An 18463-nucleotide genomic window follows, 5' to 3' on the forward strand; every position below is an offset into this window, starting at 1 on the left:
TGAATATGAGAAAGAAGAAAATAATGAAGGGCATTTTAGGTGTTATAATGATTTGCGCCGTGTATGCGGGGTTTTTACAATATCACATTTATAAGCATGGGCATATGAATGCAACCTACGATGCTGATTACATAATTGTACTAGGATCGAAAGTAAATGGGACGAAACCATCTTATTCATTGCAATATCGTATTGATAAAGCAGCTGAATATTTAAAATCACATGAGAAAACAATCGCTATCGTATCTGGAGGACAAGGAAAAGGTGAAGACATTTCAGAAGCATTAGCAATGAAACAAGGATTAATAAAACAAAACATCGTAGAAGACCGCATTATAATGGAGGACAAATCTACGAGTACAGATGAGAATATTACATTCTCAAAACCGTTAATTCCAGCCGATATGAAAAAAGGTATGATCGTAACAAACGATTTTCACATGTTTAGAGCGAAAAAAATAGCGGCCAAACAAGGTTTACAATTAGAAGGTCTTCCGGCAAAAACACCGAAACCAATCATCATTCCATCGAATGTACGAGAATATTTAGCAATTACACAGTATTGGTTTATGAATCGAATATAGTGAAAGTGATCCCGTCTGAAACTCAGGCGGGATTTAGTTTGAGGAAAATCTTACAAATATGTCACGTTCGTGAAAGGTAAAGCGATAGTTTCTAGAATGATTTCCTGACATAATGAAGGTAACAAAAACTATTTAGAGGTGAATCGGATGAAAGGAAATAATATTTTATCTTCGTTATGTTACTTTAGTATCTTTTTTGCACCATTTTTACTACCAATTATCGTGTACTTTGTTGCAGAAGATGAAGTGAAGTATCACGCGAAAAAAGCATTTTGGTCACATGTTTTCCCATACGCAATCTTATTTGGAGGACTAGCAGTATCAGGCATGTACGGTTTAGGGTTCAATCAATCTGACGGTGCTGGAATTGGAATGGCTATCACATATGCAGTGTTCATTCTTGTAGGGATTTACTACTTCATTTGGAATATCGTAAAAGGTATTAAAGTTTTGAAAACGGCGTAATAAGATAAGTATAATTTCATTTACCGTATTGATAAACGTTTTAAAAAAGGGCAATTCAAAAAGAATTGCTCTTTTTGTGCTTATAAGTTGTGAAAATTGAAAAAAATATGTTAATTTTTCATTATGAAGAGAAAAAAGGAGTGATTTTCATGAATGAGATCATACATAAGATGGAGCAACATGTTTCAGTTCGTAAATATAAAGAAGAATCAATTCCGAAAGATGTAGTAGAAAAGATGGTGCATGCTGCGCAACATGCAGCTTCATCACATTTTGTACAGGCGTATTCTGTTATATATGTAACAGATCAGCAATTAAAGGCTAAACTAGCAGAGCTATCCGGAAATCGCCATGTGAAGGACTGTGCAGCATTTTTTGTTTGTTGTGCAGATTTAAAACGACTTGAAATTGCATGTGAAAAACATAGTACAGAGATAAAGCATGAGGGAGTAGAAGACTTTATCGTTGCGACGGTAGATGCTTCACTTTTTGCGCAAAACTTAGCATTAGCGGCAGAATCATTAGGATACGGTATTTGTTATATTGGTGGTATTCGCAATAATCCGAGAGAAGTGAGCGAATTGCTTCATTTACCGGATAAAGTATATCCTGTATTTGGAATGACAGTCGGTGTACCAGATGAAGAACATGGAGTTAAACCACGTTTACCAGTAGCAGCAGTTCTTCATGAAAATGGATATGATGAACAAAAATATGATGAATTACTAAACGAATATGATGAAACGATGAACGCGTATTATAAAGAAAGATCATCAAATAAGAAAAGCGTAACATGGACGGAATCCATGAGTTCATTTATGTCTAAAGAAAAAAGAATGCATATGAAAGAGTTTTTAAGTGAAAAAGGATTAAATAAGAAGTGAGTAAAGAGGCAAACCTGTGATGCAGGTTTGCCTTTTTGAGAAGGAAAAATACCTAAGGCCAGAAAGTTGTTTATTCTTTCTGAACTTAGGTATTTTGTTTGTTATCATATACATAGAAATAAAAATTAATAATTTTTTACAAAAGTGATAGAAAATGAGAATGAAATGCCAATAGTAAGTAAAAGCAGCTGCTAAAGGGGAACTGAGGAAGGAAGATGCTTATGATTTTCAATTCTGAAGAGGATTTAATTATAGCTATGAAAAAACATGATCAAGATGCTTTGAAAGAAGTGATTGATCAATATGGAAAATTAATTTTGTACATTATTCATAAATCATTAAGTACCCCTATTGAAAAACAATATGTGGATGATTGTTATAACGATGTATTTACTGTCATTTGGTTTAATATCGACCAATTTGATAATGTAAAAAGCGGCATAATAGCCGCTTTTTATCGTTATCACGTTTAAAAATATATCATGATATTTCATTCGAAACCTAATTCTTAATGCATAACCTAAAGCAACTTCTATAATAAATGCAAACTTTCAATAAGAAGATACATACCCGTACAACTTAAAAGGATATACGTAAATATTTTAAAAATCCGTTGATTAAACCATTTAAAAATAATTTGACCTATAAACAAACCTAAAAATACAATTGGAATGGCATAAAAACTTGATTCCCAAATGGTTTTGTTTGTGCCAGTAAAGAGTATTTGAGTTACTAGGCTAATGAAATATATAAATAGATAAAAAGCTAATGTAGTTCCTCTTAACTTCTCTTTTTCAGTATCAGTTCCTGTAAAATAAAGTAACAGGGGTGGACCTGGCATACCGATACTTGTCGTTAAAAGACCAGATAATCCGCCAACTATGAAATCTCTAGATTGTGTTGATCTAACCTTAACGTTGCATATTAGCAACAATGTTAATAGCAAGAGTAGGATGCTAACTGCTAATTTAAAAGTGTTTATGTTAACGGAAATGAAAATTAAAATGCCAAAAGGAACACCAACTATACTTCCAAAAATAAACCTTTTCAGTAGAACAAAATCAACATCCATTCTTATTTTCCAAATGAGTGAAATGGAGATAATTAAAGATAAAATAATGTTTATTTGTATAGCTTCTTGTGGCAGAAATAACATAAGTAAGAAAGGGGTTGCCATTATGGAGAAGCCAAAACCTGTACTTGCTTGCAGAATAGAAGCCACTAATATAATGCATATGAAAATGAATGTGATACCCAAAACAGCCCTCCTATTTAATCAAGTTTAACTAGTTAAAGTCTATTATTTAAGTGCAATATTTCACAAACTTATTTGTATTTTAACATAAATATCTAGTTTTTTCTTAAATAGTGTTGCCATATAAGGCTCTTTACCTAAAAAATCCGACTTACATTTTTAAACAATTTTATTATGGGGAAACAAATAATGAATGGAATCAAAATGTATTGATTATCGTTAAATTATTCACTGAGATCCCCGCGATAAAACAAGAACAGCCATATAAAACTTACAAAAATACAGCATGTAGCTAATAAACTGCCAATCATTTGAGGAGAAAGAATTTCTAACAGTCCTCCTGTAAAAAACATCGATAACTGAATAAGAGATGCGTAAATGGAATAATGGAATGAAAAAACTTTACCTATCATATTTTCGTGTGTATAAGTTTGAAGTAATGTCGTATCAAGTGGAACGATGATTCCTCCTGCTATGCGCATACAGAATAAAGTAATGATACCGATAATAAGTTGATCGGATAGAATGAATCCGAGAAAGAAAATTCCTTGTAGTAAGTAGGCCCAACCGAATACTTTTTTCATTTTTTCTTTATTATGGGATATATAAAGATTAACGAGAAGGCTTCCTATCATAAGCCCAGCCCCTTGAACCGTATATAAAATCCCAATGTTCGTATGGAAAATTTTTTCGGCATAGATCGTTAGAAGTAGTTGATAAGCGCCTCCAATAATTCCCCATGAAATGCCGACAAGAATTAATGTTAAAATGATTTTTGTTTGTAATATGTATGTATAACCACCTTTTATATCAGTGAAAAATGTTTTGTTCTTGTTACAAGTATCATGAGCAGGAATACTCATATTATAAATAAAATAGGCTGAAATAAAGTATGATAGGCTATTTACTAAAAAAGCGAACTCAATATGTAAAGATTGTGCAATTACTCCGCCCAAAGAAGCTCCCATAATAGACATAAAACCATTAATTGTACTAGAAAGAGAGTTAGCAGTTACGAAATGATTTTGGTGTACAATATTTTTTAGGGTTGCTTGTTTAGCCGGTTCAAATGAACAAGAAAGTACAGATAAACATATATTAGCAATGAAAATAATCTCAATTTTATAGCCTGCGAGTAAGTATGTAAGGACTAGAATTCCCCGTGTAATATCGGTAAAAATCATAATATTCTTTTTAGAGAAACGATCTACAATTCCGCCTATGAATGGACTAAGAAGAAGCTGTGGTAAACTTTTACTTATAAAAGTAAGTGCGATCATAAACGGCGATTCCGTTATGCTGTAGACAAATGTTAATAAAGCTACCGTATGGAACCAATCCCCAAGTACACTTAATGTTTGCCCATAAAATAGTTTATTGAAGTTTTTATTTGTTTTAAGAAGTTTGGAATAAGAAACTGACATAAATAGATTAATCCTTATGTAATGATGATGCTTGAACTTGTTTTTTCCATTCGCTTAAATACACTTTTTCCTCTGTAGGAAGTCCAACAGGTAATTGTGCTTCGTAAAGACCTCTAATCATTGTAATCCCCCTTAGTAAAAATGTTTCTTATTCCATAGTAAACAATATGTTGCTAGTTGAAATCGCAAATAAGAGGGATATAAATTCATACGAAAGTATGAAAAAAACAGCTCAAATATGAGCTGTTTTTCTATAGTTTTTCGTTCATTTGTCAAGGATAGGATATATTAATATCCGTATCCACCGCCACCCCAACAGCTACATCCGATGATGATTAGAAGGATGAATAGTACGATAAGCAAAGCAAATCCACCGCCGAAACCAGCGCAACTTCCACCATAACTCATATGTTTTCCTCCTTTTTAGTAAGTTAATCTATATGGTTCATGGACTACTATATACAGTATGTTTTTTGTATAGAAAACGAGCCAGTCTCATTTATAATTAGACAAATGCCTGTAGATTCATTAGGATTGTATGTTAGTGATTTGTAAATAAATCTTTACGTAATCCGTAATTTAGGCATAGAAAAATAAAAAATTGTAAAAAAAACCATTTTTTTATTTTTTTATGAGAGAATATGTACTATAATTTTACAAGTAATATTATGGGAAAAGGGAGTTTTAGTATAGAGATGGAGATGGGACAATTACAAAATAAAATAGAAAACAAAAAGAAAGAGTTAATTCAACTTGTTGCGAGGCACGGATTGGATCATGATAAAGTTTTGTTATTCAGCCGAGATTTAGATATACTAATTAATAAGTTTATGAATATAAAAGACAAAGTGCATAAATAAAGAATTTATAGTTTTTTATATTAAGATGTTTAACAGAAAGGGGAGGACAGTAATTGGAACATTTACAGGAAGAATTGTATAAACAAATAAAAGAAGAAAAAGGTACAGTTACAATTTTCTTAAAGAGTGGCGTTAGAATAGTAGGAGAAGTTGTTGGAGTGGATAAATTTACAGTTTTAATCTTAGTGGATGGAAAACAACAGCTTATTTATAAGCAGGCTATATCAACAATAATGAAATAAGACACTCTTGTTGAGTGTCTTATTTCATTATTGCTTGCATGCCTCAACATCAATGCCGGCAGCAATTAACTTCTTTTCTCCATCTTGTTCAATAATTTTTTGTAATTTAGATAGGAAAGAATCAAAGTTTGTATGCTTTGCTACTTGGAACGTCATTTTATGTTCAATTGGTAGCCACGTATCAATATCAGCTTCGTTATGTTGGATTTTCACCTCAAGTTTATCGAGTGCATTAGCAACTTTTGCTTCGTACGTTTCTTTCGCTTCAAACTCCATCCATAAGTCATATAATTCCTCGCCGAGAGAACCTGTTAACGTTTGTTTAATATTTAAAATAGCCTCTAGTTCATTTTTTTGTTTTTGTAGCTGTAATTCGTGACTATTCATTGTATCAAAAGCAGGAATATCACCAGCTTCGGCTTCGACTAGGTCGTGAATAATAACCATTTTAAGTAATTTCTCAATACTTACTTTTTGATCCAAATAAGGTTCAACTAAAATGGCCATTAGAGACATACGCCATGTATGTTCGGCAACACTTTCTTGACGCCCGTTGGAAAGCCAGCTATGTCGCATTTCATATTTTAGTTTTTCTGCTAATGCAATGACTTGTAAAATGTTGTGTTCCATCGTCATCCTCCTCATTTATTCATACCATAATTCTAATATAGAAATGAAATGTGTCAATTTCATGAGTATATTGCGATAAACAGATGATAAGCGTATAATACATGTTATATGTGAAAACGTATTATTAAAATAAAAAAATGTTATATAAAAATGGAAAGGAAAGGGCAGAAATATGGGAGAGAAAAATCAAGTATTAGCTAGACCACAAAGAAGAAAAAGGAAGTTTGATATTTCTAGCCCAGTGGGCATTATAGTAGGTTTCATTATAGTGATAGCGGCAATTATGCTTGGCGGCGGTGGAATAAAAGCTTTCAAAAACTTTTTAGATGTTTCATCTATTTTAATTGTCATAGGGGGAACTACAGCGACAATTGTTGTGGCATATCGATTTGGAGAAATAAAAAAATATACGAAAAGCATTTTTACTGTTTTACATAGAAGAGAAGAAGATTTAGAACAGTTAACGGATTTGTTTGTCGATTTTTCGAAAAAGTCTAAAAAGCACGGCTTACTTTCTTTAGAGGTAGATGGGGAGCAAGTAGACAATCCTTTTATTCAAAAAGGAATTCGATTAATGTTAAGCGGTTACGATGAAGATGAATTAAAAGAAGTGTTATTGAAAGATATTGAAACGGAAGTGTATGAGTTAAGAAAAGGAGCAGCATTATTAGATAAAATTGGTGATTTTGCTCCAGCTTGGGGAATGATTGGTACGTTAATCGGTCTTATCATTATGCTCCAAAACTTACAAGATACATCGCAAATTGGTACAGGAATGGCAGTTGCGATGTTAACGACATTATATGGGTCTGTACTTGCGAATATGATTGCAATCCCTCTTGCGGAAAAAGTATATCGTGGTATTGAAGATTTATATACAGAGAAGAAGTTTGTAATAGAAGCAATTTCAGAATTGTATCGTGGACAAATCCCTTCTAAATTAAAGTTGAAACTGGATACATATGTATACGAAACAAAGGTAAAAAAGGTAAAAGGAGCAGCCTAATATTTCAAGGAGTGGTATGATGAGTAAAGGACCGCAAAAGGGATCGCCTCGTTGGATGACGACTTTTACAGATTTAACGATGTTATTATTAACTTTCTTTGTATTACTAGTTGCTACATCAAAGCAAGATGCAGTAAAATTGTCAAAGATGCTTGAAAAGTTTAGTGATACGGGGCAAGTAGATGCAAAAGTAATGGAAAATACAATACCGGATATTTCACATGAAAAAAATGATGAAAAAATGATTTCAAAAAAGAGAATGGATGAATTATATAAGAAGTTAAAAGCGTATGTAGATAATAACGGTATTAGTCAAGTGAATGTATATCGAGAGGATACAGGGGTAAGCGTCGTTATAGTAGATAATTTAATATTTGATACAGGCGATGCGAACGTTAAGCCCGAAGCGAAAGGGATAATAAGTCAATTAGTTGGATTTTTTCAATCCGTACCTAACCCCATTGTTGTAGAGGGACATACAGATAGTAGACCTATTCATAACGAGAAATTCCCCTCTAACTGGGAGTTATCTTCAGCACGAGCGGCAAATATGATTCACCATTTAATTGAAGTGTATAATGTGGACGATAAAAGGCTAGCTGCGGTAGGATATGCAGACACAAAGCCAATTGTACCAAATGATTCACCGCAAAACTGGGAAAAAAACCGTCGCGTTGTTATTTATATAAAAGAGTAGTATATTATTATTTTAATAATAAAATACTAAAAATACGAAAATTCTTTTAAAAAAATATTAAATTTTATCATTTTATTTTGTATAATGAGTGAGAATGATAAGGTGAAATATTAAGATATATTTATACATAGAAGGAGAGAATTAAAAAGAATGGCACATAAAATTTTAGTAGTAGATGATGCGATGTTTATGCGAACGATGATTAAAAACTTATTAAAAAGTAATGCTGAATTTGAAGTTATCGGCGAAGCAGAGAATGGGGTAGAAGCAATTCAAAAGTATAAAGAACTTCAACCTGATATTGTAACATTAGATATTACTATGCCAGAAATGGATGGGCTTGAAGCATTAAAAGAAATTATTAAAATTGATTCAAGTGCAAAGGTTGTTATTTGTTCTGCAATGGGACAACAAGGTATGGTATTAGATGCAATTAAGGGCGGGGCAAAAGACTTTATTGTAAAGCCATTCCAAGCGGATCGTGTAATTGAAGCTTTAACAAAAGTAGCAAATAGTTAATATAGAAGGGGTGCCACAAGGAATCAAAACAGTGATAGCGGATCGACGTGTGGCCCCCTTTTTTCTCATTGTAAAACACTAAATTGTTATACATAAATGAAATGTTTGTTAGACAGGTAGGGGATAAAAATGCAAACAGATCTATTAAATATATTTTTCGAAGAGTCAGAAGAACATTTACAGTCGCTAAATGAAAATGTGCTAGTGTTAGAACAAAATCCTGCTGATATGGATGTTGTAGGAGAAATATTCCGATCCGCTCATACATTCAAAGGTATGTCTGCGAGCATGGAATTTACGGAGATGGCTGATTTAACGCATAAGATGGAAAATGTGTTAGATGAAATTCGTCATGGAAATATAGTTGTAAATGCGGATATTATTGATGTAATTTTTGAGTGCATTGATAATTTGGAGAAGATGGTTGCAGATGTGCAACAAGGTGGAATGGGCAATATAGATGTAGTCTCAACTAAACAGAAATTAGAAGCATTATTGAACGGCAATGTAGAAACTCCTACGGAACATATAGAGCAAAATCATATAGACAACGATGATGCAGTTTCGCATGAAGTGCATATAACAGTTGAACAGCAGGCAATTTTAAAAGCAGTACGTGCCATTATGTGTATTGAAGCATTGCAAAATGTAGGGAATATACAAAAAACAGCTCCGAGTATTGAAGAAATTGAAGCAGATGCTTTCGGATTTGAATTTACAGTATTTATGGATACGGATTGTAGTATAGAAGAATTGAAACAAGTAGTACTTCATGTTTCTGAAATTGAGAAAGTGGAAGTAAAGCAAGGAGAACCTATATCGAAGGAAGTAGCTTCTAAAAAAGTCGTTACACAAGAAGTTGTGCAAGTAGAAGAAAAGCTACAACCAGCTGTGGTTACGCAAGTAAAATCACCGGTAGAGGCAACGAATCAACCTTCAAGTGCTATGCCGGCTAAAAGTACTACAAAAACGAAAAATGCTAAAGTGGAGAATCGTTCAATTCGTGTTCAATTAGAGAAAATCGAAAGATTAATGAATATGTTTGAAGAAAGTGTAATTGAACGTGGGCGCATTGATGAATTGGCTCAAACGATTCAAAACAAGGAGCTAATTGAACATTTAAATCGATTAGGCGATATTTCAAAAGATATTCAAAATGTACTATTAAATATGCGTATGGTGCCGATTGAAACTGTATTCAATCGTTTCCCACGTATGGTACGTATGTTAGCGAAAGATTTAGGGAAAAAAATCGATTTACAAATTACAGGTGAAGATACTGAAGTAGATAAAATTGTTATTGATGAAATCGGTGATCCGCTCGTTCATTTAATTCGAAATGCAATCGATCACGGTGTAGAAACTGTTGAAAAACGACGTGATGCAGGTAAAAATGAGACAGGTACGATTAAATTAGAAGCCTTTCATAGTGGAAATCATGTCGTTATTCAAATTACGGATGATGGAAACGGTATTAATAAAGGGAAAGTATTAGAAAAAGCGATTAAAAATGGCGTTGTAACTGAAGCGGATGCGAATAGATTAACAGATCGTGAAGTGTTTGATCTTATTTTCCAACCAGGATTTAGTACAGCTGAAGTTGTATCAGATCTTTCTGGACGCGGTGTCGGATTAGATGTTGTAAAACATACGATTCATAGTTTAGGTGGGCATTTAATTATTGATTCTGAGGAAGGAAAGGGAAGTACATTTAGAATTGAACTTCCATTAACGTTATCTATTATTCAATCTATGCTTATTCAAACAAATGATAAGCGTTATGCTTTACCTCTTGGAAATATCGTTGAAGCGATTCGAATTAAGAGAGAAGACATCCAATCCTTACAAGGAAAAGATGTGTTAAATTATCGTAATCAAATTATTGAAGTGAAACATTTAAGTACTGTATTTGGTGAAAAAACAGTAGATGAGGCGTTTGCGTCATATGATGGTCAAATGGTTCCTGTGTTAATTGTTCGTAACACACATCGCAGCTATGGACTTATTGTAAACACAATTATCGGTCAAAGAGAAATAGTCTTAAAGTCATTAGGTGACTTCTTTGCAGAGAGTTCTAACTATTTCTCTGGTGCGACGATTCTCGGTGATGGACGAGTGGTCCTCATTTTAAACCCAGAAGGTTTATAATAGGAATGAAGGAAAGCTCCCCACTTGTATACAATTGGGGAGCTTTTTGGCTAATCGTTACGAATCTAATAATGGGAATACATACATATTAACGTTTTATATAATAATTTTGCTAAAATAAAATAAGAGTTTATATTATTTGATAGAAAAACAGAAATGAGGAGGCAGGGAAAATGCCTGAGCAACACACAAAAGGGGATACGAGCACGATTGTGCTAGAAAAAGAAAATGAGCATTTAACGCCCCAAGAATGCGATATTCTTGGCGAAATTGCAAATATATCATTTGGTTCAGCTTCGACTGTATTATCAACAATTTTAAATAGGCAAGTAAGCATTACTGCTCCTCGTATAGAGTTGGTAGATTTATATGATTCAAGAGATGTCGAAGTTCCACATGTTGTATTAAACATTCATTTTACAAAAGGATTAGATATGGAAAACCTTCTTGTTCTTAAGCAAGATGTTGCATTGTCCATTGCTGATTTAATGATGATGGGAACAGGTGAAGTGGAGGACGGAAAAGAACTTGGTGAATTAGATCTAAGTGCTGTACAAGAAGCGATGAATCAAATGATGGGATTCGCAGCTACATCTATGTCGGAATTCTTCCAAGATACAGTAGATATGTCTCCGCCGACGATTAAAGTTGTAAAGTTATCAGAAGAAATGGAGAAAATCTCTGAAATCGATGGGAATCATACGATTGTTAAAGTATCGTTTGATTTAAAGATAGATAATCTTGTAAACTCTAAACTTGTACAAATTGTTTCAGTTGAGCATGCGAAACAAATGGTAAATAAATTAATGCAATTATCTGGTGGAGTAGAAGAAACAGACGAACCAGCAGAAGTAGTGGAAACTGAGATTGTAGAAGAACAAGTTGAAAAAGAGCATTTAACACAAGAAGAGAAAGATGTTCTTGGTGAAATTGCAAATATTTCAATTGGTTCCGCTTCAACAGTATTGTCAACGCTTTTAAATCAACCAGTTACAATTAGTACACCAAATGTGGAAGCAATCAATGTTCGTCATTATGATGGAGTACCAGTACCATTTGTTATTTTAAATGTCGACTTTGTTGAAGGGCTAAAGAATGAGAATGTATTCGTATTTACGAAAGATGTTGCCTTAACAATGGTAGATTTAATGATGATGGGAACAGGGGAAGTTGACCCAGAAAAAGAGCTTACTGAATTAGAACTGAGCGGTATTAAAGAAATTATGAACCAAATGATGGGTCATGCTGCTACGGCGATGTCAGAAATGTTTCAAGAAAAAATGGACATGACGCCTCCAAATGTTAAATTTGTAACGTTAAAAGAAGAAATGGAATATTTGGGAGAGTCAATGGAAGTGGACGAACTCGTTCAAATTACGTTCAATCTTGAAATTGGCGATCTGCTTCAATCGAAGATGTATCAAATTTTGCCAATTTCCGAAGCGAAAGAAATGGTAAGGCGACTTCTGTATCCGATGGTGGAAGAAGAAGAGATTGCCACAGAAGAAATTGAAGAAGAAAAAATTGTAGAACCAGTTGTGCAACCTATTGAATTTAAAGAAGTAAAACAAATGGAACCAGTATATATGGACACGTCCATTCTACAAAATGTAGAAATGAATGTGAAATTTGTATTTGGAAGTACAGTGAAAACGATTCAAGATATATTAAGTTTACAAGAAAATGAAGCAGTTGTACTAGATGAGGATATTGATGAACCGATTCGTATTTATGTAAATGATGTATTAGTGGCGTATGGTGAACTTGTAAATGTAGATGGATTTTTCGGAGTAAAAGTGACGAAATCACTATAAGGCATTGAAATAGGAGTTTGAACTAGTAGATGAAAAACGTAAAGTTTTTTCTAATGAGTTGGCTATGCATACATGTGTGCTTGTTCTTCCCCTTGCAAAGTCAGGCTGAGGAACAAATTGAGCCAGATCAAAAAATAAATGAAGTGAATGTACAAGAAGAAAATAAGGAATCTCAAAAATCTTCAGAGCAAGTGGAAACGAAACAAGATGAAGAGAAACAAAAAGAAGCAGAACAACAAGAAGTAGTAAATAAACAATTGAATGAAAGAAAGATAGAAACAGAACAGGGAATTATTACAGTAAATAAGCCGGAGCTTAAAGTTGGCGAAGAAGTGCGAATTGCTGTAGAACCAAATGGGAAAGACATTCAAAGCATGAAAGGTATATTGCAGTTACAAAAAAATGGCGAGCAATATGCGCAAGAAAGAATACTATCTTTTGAGTATGATGAAGAAACGAAGAGCTGGGTTGCTAACTATAAAGCAGGGGATTTTGATTTACAAGGTGATTGGAATCTTCAGCTCGTTCAAAGTTACAAAGAGAATGAGAAAGAAGAGATCGTAAAAAATGAAGTGAAAGTCCCGCTCATTCGTATTAAAAATGAAACGCCAACTATAGATAAAGAATTGCCAAAGTTACAGAAAGTTACTATTGATGAAGTAAAAGAGAACTTAGTTGAACGAAAACAGGGAGATTCTATACATATACGAGTAAAAGCGTCAGATATAGAATCGGTTGTAAAAGAAGTGCGCGTTACATTAAAAGGGAAAGAAAATAAAGAGCTTTCGTTTTTATTAGACTACAACAAGCATGATATGGATTGGCAAAAAGTATTTGAAATAACAGAAGCATTGCCGGCTGGGCCATACGAATTACTTGTAGAGATAATAGATGCAGCAGGTAATAAACTTGTTGAAGAAAGTGAATATACCATTTCTGTTTTGGCGCCAAAAAACGAAGATGATAAAAAGATAGCAGAGAAAGAGAAAGAAGATAAATTAGATAATAAACTAGAAAATGAATTAGAAGATAAGAAAGAAAATGAGAAGCAAGAAGATTTGAAAGTCAAAAACCCGCGTCCAGAAGAAAAATTGCCAGTTGTTCAAATTCCGAAGCAAGATGAGAAAGTAAATAAGTTTATAAAAGAACCGTTGAAAGAGAAAGAGGAATTTACTTACGTTATAAAAGAGCCGTTCGAAGACAACAAGGAAGTACATAAGGCGAAGGACCAAAAAGAGAAAAATAACAAACAAGTTGCCTCTAAAAAGAAAGAACAAAAAGAAGAACCGAAAGACAAGAAAGAAGAAAAAGGTGAACAGGGAGTACAAGCTTCTGATTTGTTTACTATCATGTCAGGTTTGTTCGTACTGTTTTTAGTTTTAAAGAGTAATAAAGAATGGGGCTAATTATTTCATAGTAGTGGAGGCGCTTAAATGGAGATTAAACGTACGACAATTGAAGATAAGACGCTACAACCATTAAAACAGCCTGCAGCTATTTCGGAGCATGAAATCCAGAAAGAACGAAAGCGTAGCAATTTAGTGTTTACTGGACAGTCTAAAATTATTTCGAAAAATAATGAAATAGGTATTTTACTTGCAAGTTTAAGTGATGGAAAGATTATGAAGGAAATGCTTTCTAAAGAGATGGATACAGTGTTACAACTTTTTAAAAAGTTACATACATTATCTCAAGAAGGAAAGCAATCAGAAAAAGTGTTTGAACAAGTAATTAGAAGCCTACAAGGACTTATTAAGCAGGCGCATATAAAAGAACTTCCTTTGTTAGATGGAACATATGATTTCGCTGAAGTGCAACTATCATTTGGTAGAAAAGTACATATTCCTTTACTAGATGTAAGTGCACTCATCTCTAGAGTGGAAAGTGATTCTTCAGAAGGAAATATAAATTTGATGGTAACGGTAATTACTGCTTATATAACAAAATTGTCTAACGAAACGATTTTAATTAGCGTTACAGACCGCATTGCTAAAGATCGGGATGTAAGTGTATGGAGAGCGCTTGCGGAAATGAACATGACACAATTGTCACAGGCGTTGAAACAAACGATGCAAGAACATAAATGGTCTATGACGTTTCTTTTTCTCTTCATATGGATTGTCGGTATTATTTTAATTCGAGTTATGTAAAAAGGTCGTCACTCCATTGTGACGACCTCTTTTATATTTTTTCGTAGAAGAATGTATCAAATCGCTGAAGATTGTAACGCTCGGGTGTTAAAATTTGTTCCGTACTACCAACAAATAGTACACCGCCTTTTCGTAAAGAACGACTAAATTTTTCGTAAAGTTTTACTCTTGCTTCTTCTGTGAAATATATCATTACATTGCGACAAATAATCAAATCATAATTTGTATCGAATGACTGCATTAAAAGGTCATGTTGTTTAAACGAGACGTTTTGTTTAATGTTTTGATGCAATGAATATAAATCATTCTCTTTTGTGAAATGACGTTCTTTCAAATCATTAGGTAATTCCTTTAACGAACGTTCTGTATATTGACCGCGTTTTGCAGTTTCTAAAATATGAAAATCAAGATCTGTTGCTTGAATTTCAAAACGAAATGGAGCTAGATGCTTTGATAAAATTAAAGAGAGTGTATATGGTTCTTCACCAGCAGCGCAAGCGGCACTCCATACCTTTAATTTTCCGCTATTTTGTTCGAGTAATTTTGGTAGTGCTTTTGACTCTAAAGTTTGCCATCGTTCTTTATTTCTAAAAAACTCTGAAACGTTAATTGTAATATAGTCAATAAAATTTAAAAATAAATTTTGATCAGCGCGTAATTTGTTTAAAAAATTAGTGTAGTTTTCGAAGCCTTTTCTCGAAATGAAAGCATCGATTCTACGGCGCATTCTATCTTGTTTATATGAAGCGATATCCATATTGAATTGTTGTTTAAAACTCGCGATAAAATGATCATAATCTTGTTCAATTATCATATTTACAATGGGCACAATAATGATATTGTGCCTCCCCCTTTACATCATACGAATTTTTTGTTCAAAGCTTTTTTTCATTTGCTTTTCATGTAATCCTGGTAAATCATAAATAACAGCATCAATACCTGCTTCTTTTGCAACATCGACAGGGATGACAGATGTATGTTTGTCCCCATTATAAAAACAGAGAACTAAATCAGTGTCTTCAATAATTTGTTTAACAAAAAACATATAATCTGATCGGTAAATGGAGTCAGAAGGATGATCAAAAGCAACATATTCGGCTCCGTGTTTTTTTAAGTAATCAATGACTTCTTGAAATTCATCTGTTATTGCTTGCAATGGTTGCAGCGTGTAAAGGCATAAATTTTGAGCGAGTCTTTCATTCTCAACGAAAAAACGAAGAACCTCATTTTCAATAGATTTATAACATAATATGTAAATTTTATGTTTGTGAGCATAGTCAGTTAAAAATTTTTTAATTTCTTCTTGATCTAATGCTGTTAATTGATTTGAACCACAAAGGAAAATATTCATAGAATTGTGCCACCTCATGCTAAATTGTAACATATCTTTTATAAAAAATAACTGCAAAATATTACTGTTCAGAGTATAATTATAAATAACTGGATTTTACGATTAAGTTTAGGAAGAAATAAAAAAATAAATAGGTGATATATATGCTACGTTCTATCTCGCATAATCCAATTTTATCGCATATACCGCCTGCTACTCAAATGCCGAAAGAAGCAAATGTCAGGACAGGACTTGCATTTTCGGATAATTTGCATGCAGATCCGAAAAAAGATAAATTACTAGAACAAATGGAAGCGTTTGTTGATAATATTGGAGAAATTAAAGAGAAAATTGAAATGGAATTAACGCTTGATAATGTAATGGAGTACAAAAATACAGTAAAATCATTTTTGAATTTTTACGTTGATAATGTATTGCAGTATAAAGATGTCATGTCTCGTCACCCACGTTACGGATATTCACAGAAAATGACGATTGTGAAACAGGCAGAAATGGGATTGAATGAATTAGAAGATGTTATGAATTTAATTAATACGAAAACAGGACATTTAGAAATGTTGAATCAAATTGGAGAAATCCATGGATTAATTGTGAATTTAGTCTTGTAAAAGGAAGGAAGCTATATGTACATACAATTATATGAAAAGCTCGTTATTATACAAAAGGCGTATGAAAATATTCAAGCGCTTGGAGAGCAAATATATGAGAATTTAAAAAGTAAAAATGTAAATGCAGTTCAAAAGTTACAAGTAGAGCAATTGCAGTACATTGATGGTTTAAAAGGGTTATCAAGCTCATTTGAAGAAATGGTTGTTCAGTTCTGTAAAGAACAAGGAGTTGAATCGTTTCGTGTAAGTGCGTTATTTTCGTATTTTTCTCAAGAAGAAATCGAAAAAATGGAAGAATTACAAAAAAACGTAACTGAATTAGAAGAGAATGTAAAAATGATTCTTTTGAAAAATCAATATTACTTAAACGTACTATTAAAAACTACAGAAAGTATTGTGGATTCTGTTTCTGAATATAACTTAGAGCGAAACAATAATTCGCAAATCTTTATGAACGAACTATTGTAAAGGAGAAGTGAAGCTTTATGAGATTATCTGATTATAATACACCGCTATCGGGCATGTTAGCGGCTCAAATGGGGTTACAAACAACGAAACAAAACTTGTCTAACATTCATACACCAGGTTATGTTCGTCAAATGGTGAATTACGGATCTGCTGGAGGGAGTAAAGGGTATGCACCAGAACAAAGAATAGGGTATGGTGTACAAACGTTAGGTGTTGATCGTATTACAGATGAAGTGAAGACAAAGCAATATAATGATCAAATGTCACAGTTCTCTTACTATGCATATATGAATTCTACTTTGTCGCGAGTAGAGTCTATGGTAGGAACGACAGGTAAAAATTCATTATCTAGTTTAATGGATGGGTTTTTCAATGCTTTTCGTGAAGTTGCAAAAAATCCGGAGCAATCAAATTACTACGATACATTAATTGCTGAAACGGGGAAGTTCACAAGTCAAGTGAATCGTCTTGCGAAAAACTTAGATACAGTGGAAGCACAGACGACAGAAGATATTGAAGCGCATGTTAATGAATTTAATCGACTTGCTGCTAGTTTAGCAGAAGCGAACAAGAAAATTGGACAAGCTGGTACACAAGTACCAAATCAACTATTAGATGAACGTGATCGTATTATGACAGAAATGTCTAAGTATGCAGATATAGAAGTATCGTATGAAGCTACAAATCCTAATATTGCAAGTGTTAGGATGAATGGTGTTTTAACTGTAAATGGTCAAGATACATACCCACTTCAATTACAGAAGGATAAAAAGCCAATGTCTGTACAAATATCTGGAACAGATATCCCATTAAGTGGTGGAACAATTTTATCGGCAATTGATACGAAAGCAAAGATTACAAATTATAAAGATAATCTGAATGAGTTTGTAAATTCGTTAAAAAAACAAGTGAATAATACTATGAAGAAAGAGCTTTTTGTAGGAGAAGATGCGAAGAAGCTGGAATTGAATCCTGATTTTATAAAAGATATTTCAAAAATGAAAATTTCGGCTGAAACTGCCAACAACCTTGCGGCTATTACAGATAAAGGCTATAAGGATGGACTTACATATAAGCAAGCCTTAGATCAATTTTTAGTTGGTGTAGCCTCTGATAAAAGTTCAGTAAATGCATATCAAAATATTCATAAGGATTTATTAGAAGGTATCCAGCAAGAAAAGATGAGCATCGAGGGCGTAAATATGGAAGAAGAAATGGTTAATTTAATGGCCTTCCAAAAATACTTCGTGGCGAATTCTAAAGCTATAACTACTATGAATGAAGTGTTTGATAGTTTGTTTTCGATTATTAGATAAGGAGTAGTCATGTATAGTTGGTAATTGGAAATATTTAAGGAG

At 33.2% G+C, this 18463-nt stretch carries 22 protein-coding genes; 16 read left to right on the plus strand and 6 right to left on the minus strand.

The window, feature by feature from the left end:
• Window positions 1–5 precede the first annotated feature (5 nt).
• The 4 genes from CGQ22_RS27240 (at window position 6) to CGQ22_RS27255 (ending at window position 2406) form a co-directional block, all read left to right on the plus strand.
• On the plus strand, window positions 6–584 hold the full coding sequence (locus tag CGQ22_RS27240) for a YdcF family protein (RefSeq protein ID WP_001227672.1): 579 nt from the start codon (window positions 6–8) through the stop codon (window positions 582–584).
• Window positions 585–731: 147 nt separating this feature from the next.
• The gene (locus tag CGQ22_RS27245; RefSeq protein WP_000678055.1) at window positions 732–1049 is read left to right on the plus strand and encodes a magnetosome magnetite crystal formation protein family; all 318 of its coding nucleotides are present in this window, start codon (window positions 732–734) and stop codon (window positions 1047–1049) included.
• A gap of 149 nt (window positions 1050–1198) precedes the next feature.
• Window positions 1199–1933, plus strand: a complete 735-nt coding sequence (gene nfsA, locus CGQ22_RS27250; protein WP_001002397.1) for an oxygen-insensitive NADPH nitroreductase — start codon at window positions 1199–1201, stop codon at window positions 1931–1933.
• A gap of 221 nt (window positions 1934–2154) precedes the next feature.
• On the plus strand, window positions 2155–2406 hold the full coding sequence (locus CGQ22_RS27255) for a hypothetical protein (RefSeq protein ID WP_003300677.1): 252 nt from the start codon (window positions 2155–2157) through the stop codon (window positions 2404–2406).
• A gap of 59 nt (window positions 2407–2465) precedes the next feature.
• Here the strand turns inward: CGQ22_RS27255 and CGQ22_RS27260 are convergent, their stop codons facing one another.
• The 3 genes from CGQ22_RS27260 to CGQ22_RS27270 all read right to left on the minus strand — a co-directional run bounded on the left by CGQ22_RS27260 (window position 2466) and on the right by CGQ22_RS27270 (window position 5020).
• Window positions 2466–3191, minus strand: coding sequence for a sulfite exporter TauE/SafE family protein (locus CGQ22_RS27260; RefSeq protein WP_000513084.1), 726 nt, complete (start codon window positions 3189–3191; stop codon window positions 2466–2468).
• A gap of 221 nt (window positions 3192–3412) precedes the next feature.
• Complete coding sequence (locus tag CGQ22_RS27265; RefSeq protein WP_000117050.1) at window positions 3413–4612, minus strand: MFS transporter; 1200 nt, start codon at window positions 4610–4612, stop codon at window positions 3413–3415.
• A 288-nt stretch (window positions 4613–4900) separates the two neighbouring features.
• Entirely contained in the window at window positions 4901–5020 is a 120-nt protein-coding gene (locus CGQ22_RS27270) for a YjcZ family sporulation protein (protein WP_000120179.1), read from the minus strand.
• Between the two features lie 233 nt (window positions 5021–5253).
• On the opposite strand from CGQ22_RS27270, the gene CGQ22_RS27275 reads away from it, so the two are divergent.
• Both CGQ22_RS27275 and hfq read left to right on the plus strand, forming a co-directional pair.
• Complete coding sequence (locus tag CGQ22_RS27275) at window positions 5254–5472, plus strand: aspartyl-phosphate phosphatase Spo0E family protein (RefSeq protein ID WP_000291691.1); 219 nt, start codon at window positions 5254–5256, stop codon at window positions 5470–5472.
• Window positions 5473–5525: 53 nt separating this feature from the next.
• Window positions 5526–5714 carry an RNA chaperone Hfq gene (hfq, locus tag CGQ22_RS27280; protein ID WP_000400665.1) on the plus strand — a complete coding sequence of 63 codons (189 nt, stop codon included), beginning with the start codon at window positions 5526–5528 and terminating at the stop codon, window positions 5712–5714.
• Window positions 5715–5741: 27 nt separating this feature from the next.
• Here the strand turns inward: hfq and CGQ22_RS27285 are convergent, their stop codons facing one another.
• Window positions 5742–6344 carry an HD domain-containing protein gene (locus CGQ22_RS27285; RefSeq protein WP_000400780.1) on the minus strand — a complete coding sequence of 201 codons (603 nt, stop codon included), beginning with the start codon at window positions 6342–6344 and terminating at the stop codon, window positions 5742–5744.
• Window positions 6345–6516: 172 nt separating this feature from the next.
• Here CGQ22_RS27285 and CGQ22_RS27290 point away from each other — a divergent pair, with 172 nt between their 5' ends.
• The 7 genes from CGQ22_RS27290 to CGQ22_RS27320 all read left to right on the plus strand — a co-directional run bounded on the left by CGQ22_RS27290 (window position 6517) and on the right by CGQ22_RS27320 (window position 14678).
• Complete coding sequence (locus CGQ22_RS27290) at window positions 6517–7350, plus strand: flagellar motor protein MotP (protein ID WP_000504191.1); 834 nt, start codon at window positions 6517–6519, stop codon at window positions 7348–7350.
• A 19-nt stretch (window positions 7351–7369) separates the two neighbouring features.
• The gene (locus tag CGQ22_RS27295; protein ID WP_000033627.1) at window positions 7370–8047 is read left to right on the plus strand and encodes an OmpA family protein; all 678 of its coding nucleotides are present in this window, start codon (window positions 7370–7372) and stop codon (window positions 8045–8047) included.
• Window positions 8048–8197: 150 nt separating this feature from the next.
• Window positions 8198–8566, plus strand: a complete 369-nt coding sequence (locus tag CGQ22_RS27300; RefSeq protein ID WP_000940568.1) for a response regulator — start codon at window positions 8198–8200, stop codon at window positions 8564–8566.
• Window positions 8567–8695: 129 nt separating this feature from the next.
• On the plus strand, window positions 8696–10714 hold the full coding sequence (locus CGQ22_RS27305; RefSeq protein WP_001192621.1) for a chemotaxis protein CheA: 2019 nt from the start codon (window positions 8696–8698) through the stop codon (window positions 10712–10714).
• A gap of 173 nt (window positions 10715–10887) precedes the next feature.
• The gene (locus CGQ22_RS27310) at window positions 10888–12528 is read left to right on the plus strand and encodes a flagellar motor switch protein (RefSeq protein WP_089149595.1); all 1641 of its coding nucleotides are present in this window, start codon (window positions 10888–10890) and stop codon (window positions 12526–12528) included.
• A gap of 29 nt (window positions 12529–12557) precedes the next feature.
• Complete coding sequence (locus tag CGQ22_RS27315; RefSeq protein ID WP_089149596.1) at window positions 12558–13934, plus strand: transglycosylase; 1377 nt, start codon at window positions 12558–12560, stop codon at window positions 13932–13934.
• A 27-nt stretch (window positions 13935–13961) separates the two neighbouring features.
• Window positions 13962–14678 carry a hypothetical protein gene (locus tag CGQ22_RS27320; RefSeq protein ID WP_000403967.1) on the plus strand — a complete coding sequence of 239 codons (717 nt, stop codon included), beginning with the start codon at window positions 13962–13964 and terminating at the stop codon, window positions 14676–14678.
• Window positions 14679–14709: 31 nt separating this feature from the next.
• On the opposite strand, the gene cheR is transcribed toward CGQ22_RS27320, so the two are convergent.
• Window positions 14710–15492: a protein-glutamate O-methyltransferase CheR gene (gene cheR, locus CGQ22_RS27325; RefSeq protein WP_000582876.1), complete on the minus strand. Its 783-nt coding sequence runs from the start codon at window positions 15490–15492 to the stop codon at window positions 14710–14712.
• Between the two features lie 39 nt (window positions 15493–15531).
• Window positions 15532–16029, minus strand: a complete 498-nt coding sequence (locus CGQ22_RS27330) for a flagellar motor switch protein FliG (protein WP_001020107.1) — start codon at window positions 16027–16029, stop codon at window positions 15532–15534.
• 143 nt (window positions 16030–16172) lie between these two features.
• Here CGQ22_RS27330 and CGQ22_RS27335 point away from each other — a divergent pair, with 143 nt between their 5' ends.
• Genes CGQ22_RS27335 through flgK form a run of 3 tightly spaced genes read left to right on the plus strand, consistent with a single transcriptional unit; the run spans window position 16173 to window position 18421 of the window.
• Window positions 16173–16637 carry a YaaR family protein gene (locus CGQ22_RS27335; RefSeq protein ID WP_000946323.1) on the plus strand — a complete coding sequence of 155 codons (465 nt, stop codon included), beginning with the start codon at window positions 16173–16175 and terminating at the stop codon, window positions 16635–16637.
• 15 nt (window positions 16638–16652) lie between these two features.
• Entirely contained in the window at window positions 16653–17105 is a 453-nt protein-coding gene (locus tag CGQ22_RS27340; RefSeq protein ID WP_000275887.1) for a hypothetical protein, read from the plus strand.
• 17 nt (window positions 17106–17122) lie between these two features.
• Entirely contained in the window at window positions 17123–18421 is a 1299-nt protein-coding gene (gene flgK / locus CGQ22_RS27345; protein WP_089149597.1) for a flagellar hook-associated protein FlgK, read from the plus strand.
• Window positions 18422–18463 lie beyond the last annotated feature (42 nt).

This window comes from Bacillus sp. M13(2017) (genome assembly GCF_002218325.1).
GTDB lineage: Bacteria > Bacillota > Bacilli > Bacillales > Bacillaceae_G > Bacillus_A > Bacillus_A thuringiensis_K.

What these genes read in the sequence shown, in the direction of transcription:
- CGQ22_RS27320 (WP_000403967.1), top strand. Translation starts at nt 13,962, where the DNA reads ATGGAGATTAAACGTACGACAATTGAAGATAAGACGCTACAACCATTA.
- CGQ22_RS27270 (WP_000120179.1), bottom strand. Translation starts at nt 5,020, where the DNA reads ATGAGTTATGGTGGAAGTTGCGCTGGTTTCGGCGGTGGATTTGCTTTG.
- CGQ22_RS27275 (WP_000291691.1), top strand. Translation starts at nt 5,254, where the DNA reads ATGTACTATAATTTTACAAGTAATATTATGGGAAAAGGGAGTTTTAGT.
- CGQ22_RS27330 (WP_001020107.1), bottom strand. Translation starts at nt 16,029, where the DNA reads ATGAATATTTTCCTTTGTGGTTCAAATCAATTAACAGCATTAGATCAA.
- CGQ22_RS27315 (WP_089149596.1), top strand. Translation starts at nt 12,558, where the DNA reads ATGAAAAACGTAAAGTTTTTTCTAATGAGTTGGCTATGCATACATGTG.
- CGQ22_RS27340 (WP_000275887.1), top strand. Translation starts at nt 16,653, where the DNA reads ATGTACATACAATTATATGAAAAGCTCGTTATTATACAAAAGGCGTAT.
- CGQ22_RS27305 (WP_001192621.1), top strand. Translation starts at nt 8,696, where the DNA reads ATGCAAACAGATCTATTAAATATATTTTTCGAAGAGTCAGAAGAACAT.
- CGQ22_RS27285 (WP_000400780.1), bottom strand. Translation starts at nt 6,344, where the DNA reads ATGGAACACAACATTTTACAAGTCATTGCATTAGCAGAAAAACTAAAA.
- CGQ22_RS27295 (WP_000033627.1), top strand. Translation starts at nt 7,370, where the DNA reads ATGAGTAAAGGACCGCAAAAGGGATCGCCTCGTTGGATGACGACTTTT.
- CGQ22_RS27300 (WP_000940568.1), top strand. Translation starts at nt 8,198, where the DNA reads ATGGCACATAAAATTTTAGTAGTAGATGATGCGATGTTTATGCGAACG.
- nfsA (WP_001002397.1), top strand. Translation starts at nt 1,199, where the DNA reads ATGAATGAGATCATACATAAGATGGAGCAACATGTTTCAGTTCGTAAA.
- CGQ22_RS27290 (WP_000504191.1), top strand. Translation starts at nt 6,517, where the DNA reads ATGGGAGAGAAAAATCAAGTATTAGCTAGACCACAAAGAAGAAAAAGG.
- CGQ22_RS27245 (WP_000678055.1), top strand. Translation starts at nt 732, where the DNA reads ATGAAAGGAAATAATATTTTATCTTCGTTATGTTACTTTAGTATCTTT.
- CGQ22_RS27335 (WP_000946323.1), top strand. Translation starts at nt 16,173, where the DNA reads ATGCTACGTTCTATCTCGCATAATCCAATTTTATCGCATATACCGCCT.
- cheR (WP_000582876.1), bottom strand. Translation starts at nt 15,492, where the DNA reads ATGATAATTGAACAAGATTATGATCATTTTATCGCGAGTTTTAAACAA.
- CGQ22_RS27255 (WP_003300677.1), top strand. Translation starts at nt 2,155, where the DNA reads ATGATTTTCAATTCTGAAGAGGATTTAATTATAGCTATGAAAAAACAT.
- CGQ22_RS27265 (WP_000117050.1), bottom strand. Translation starts at nt 4,612, where the DNA reads ATGTCAGTTTCTTATTCCAAACTTCTTAAAACAAATAAAAACTTCAAT.
- CGQ22_RS27310 (WP_089149595.1), top strand. Translation starts at nt 10,888, where the DNA reads ATGCCTGAGCAACACACAAAAGGGGATACGAGCACGATTGTGCTAGAA.
- flgK (WP_089149597.1), top strand. Translation starts at nt 17,123, where the DNA reads ATGAGATTATCTGATTATAATACACCGCTATCGGGCATGTTAGCGGCT.
- CGQ22_RS27240 (WP_001227672.1), top strand. Translation starts at nt 6, where the DNA reads ATGAGAAAGAAGAAAATAATGAAGGGCATTTTAGGTGTTATAATGATT.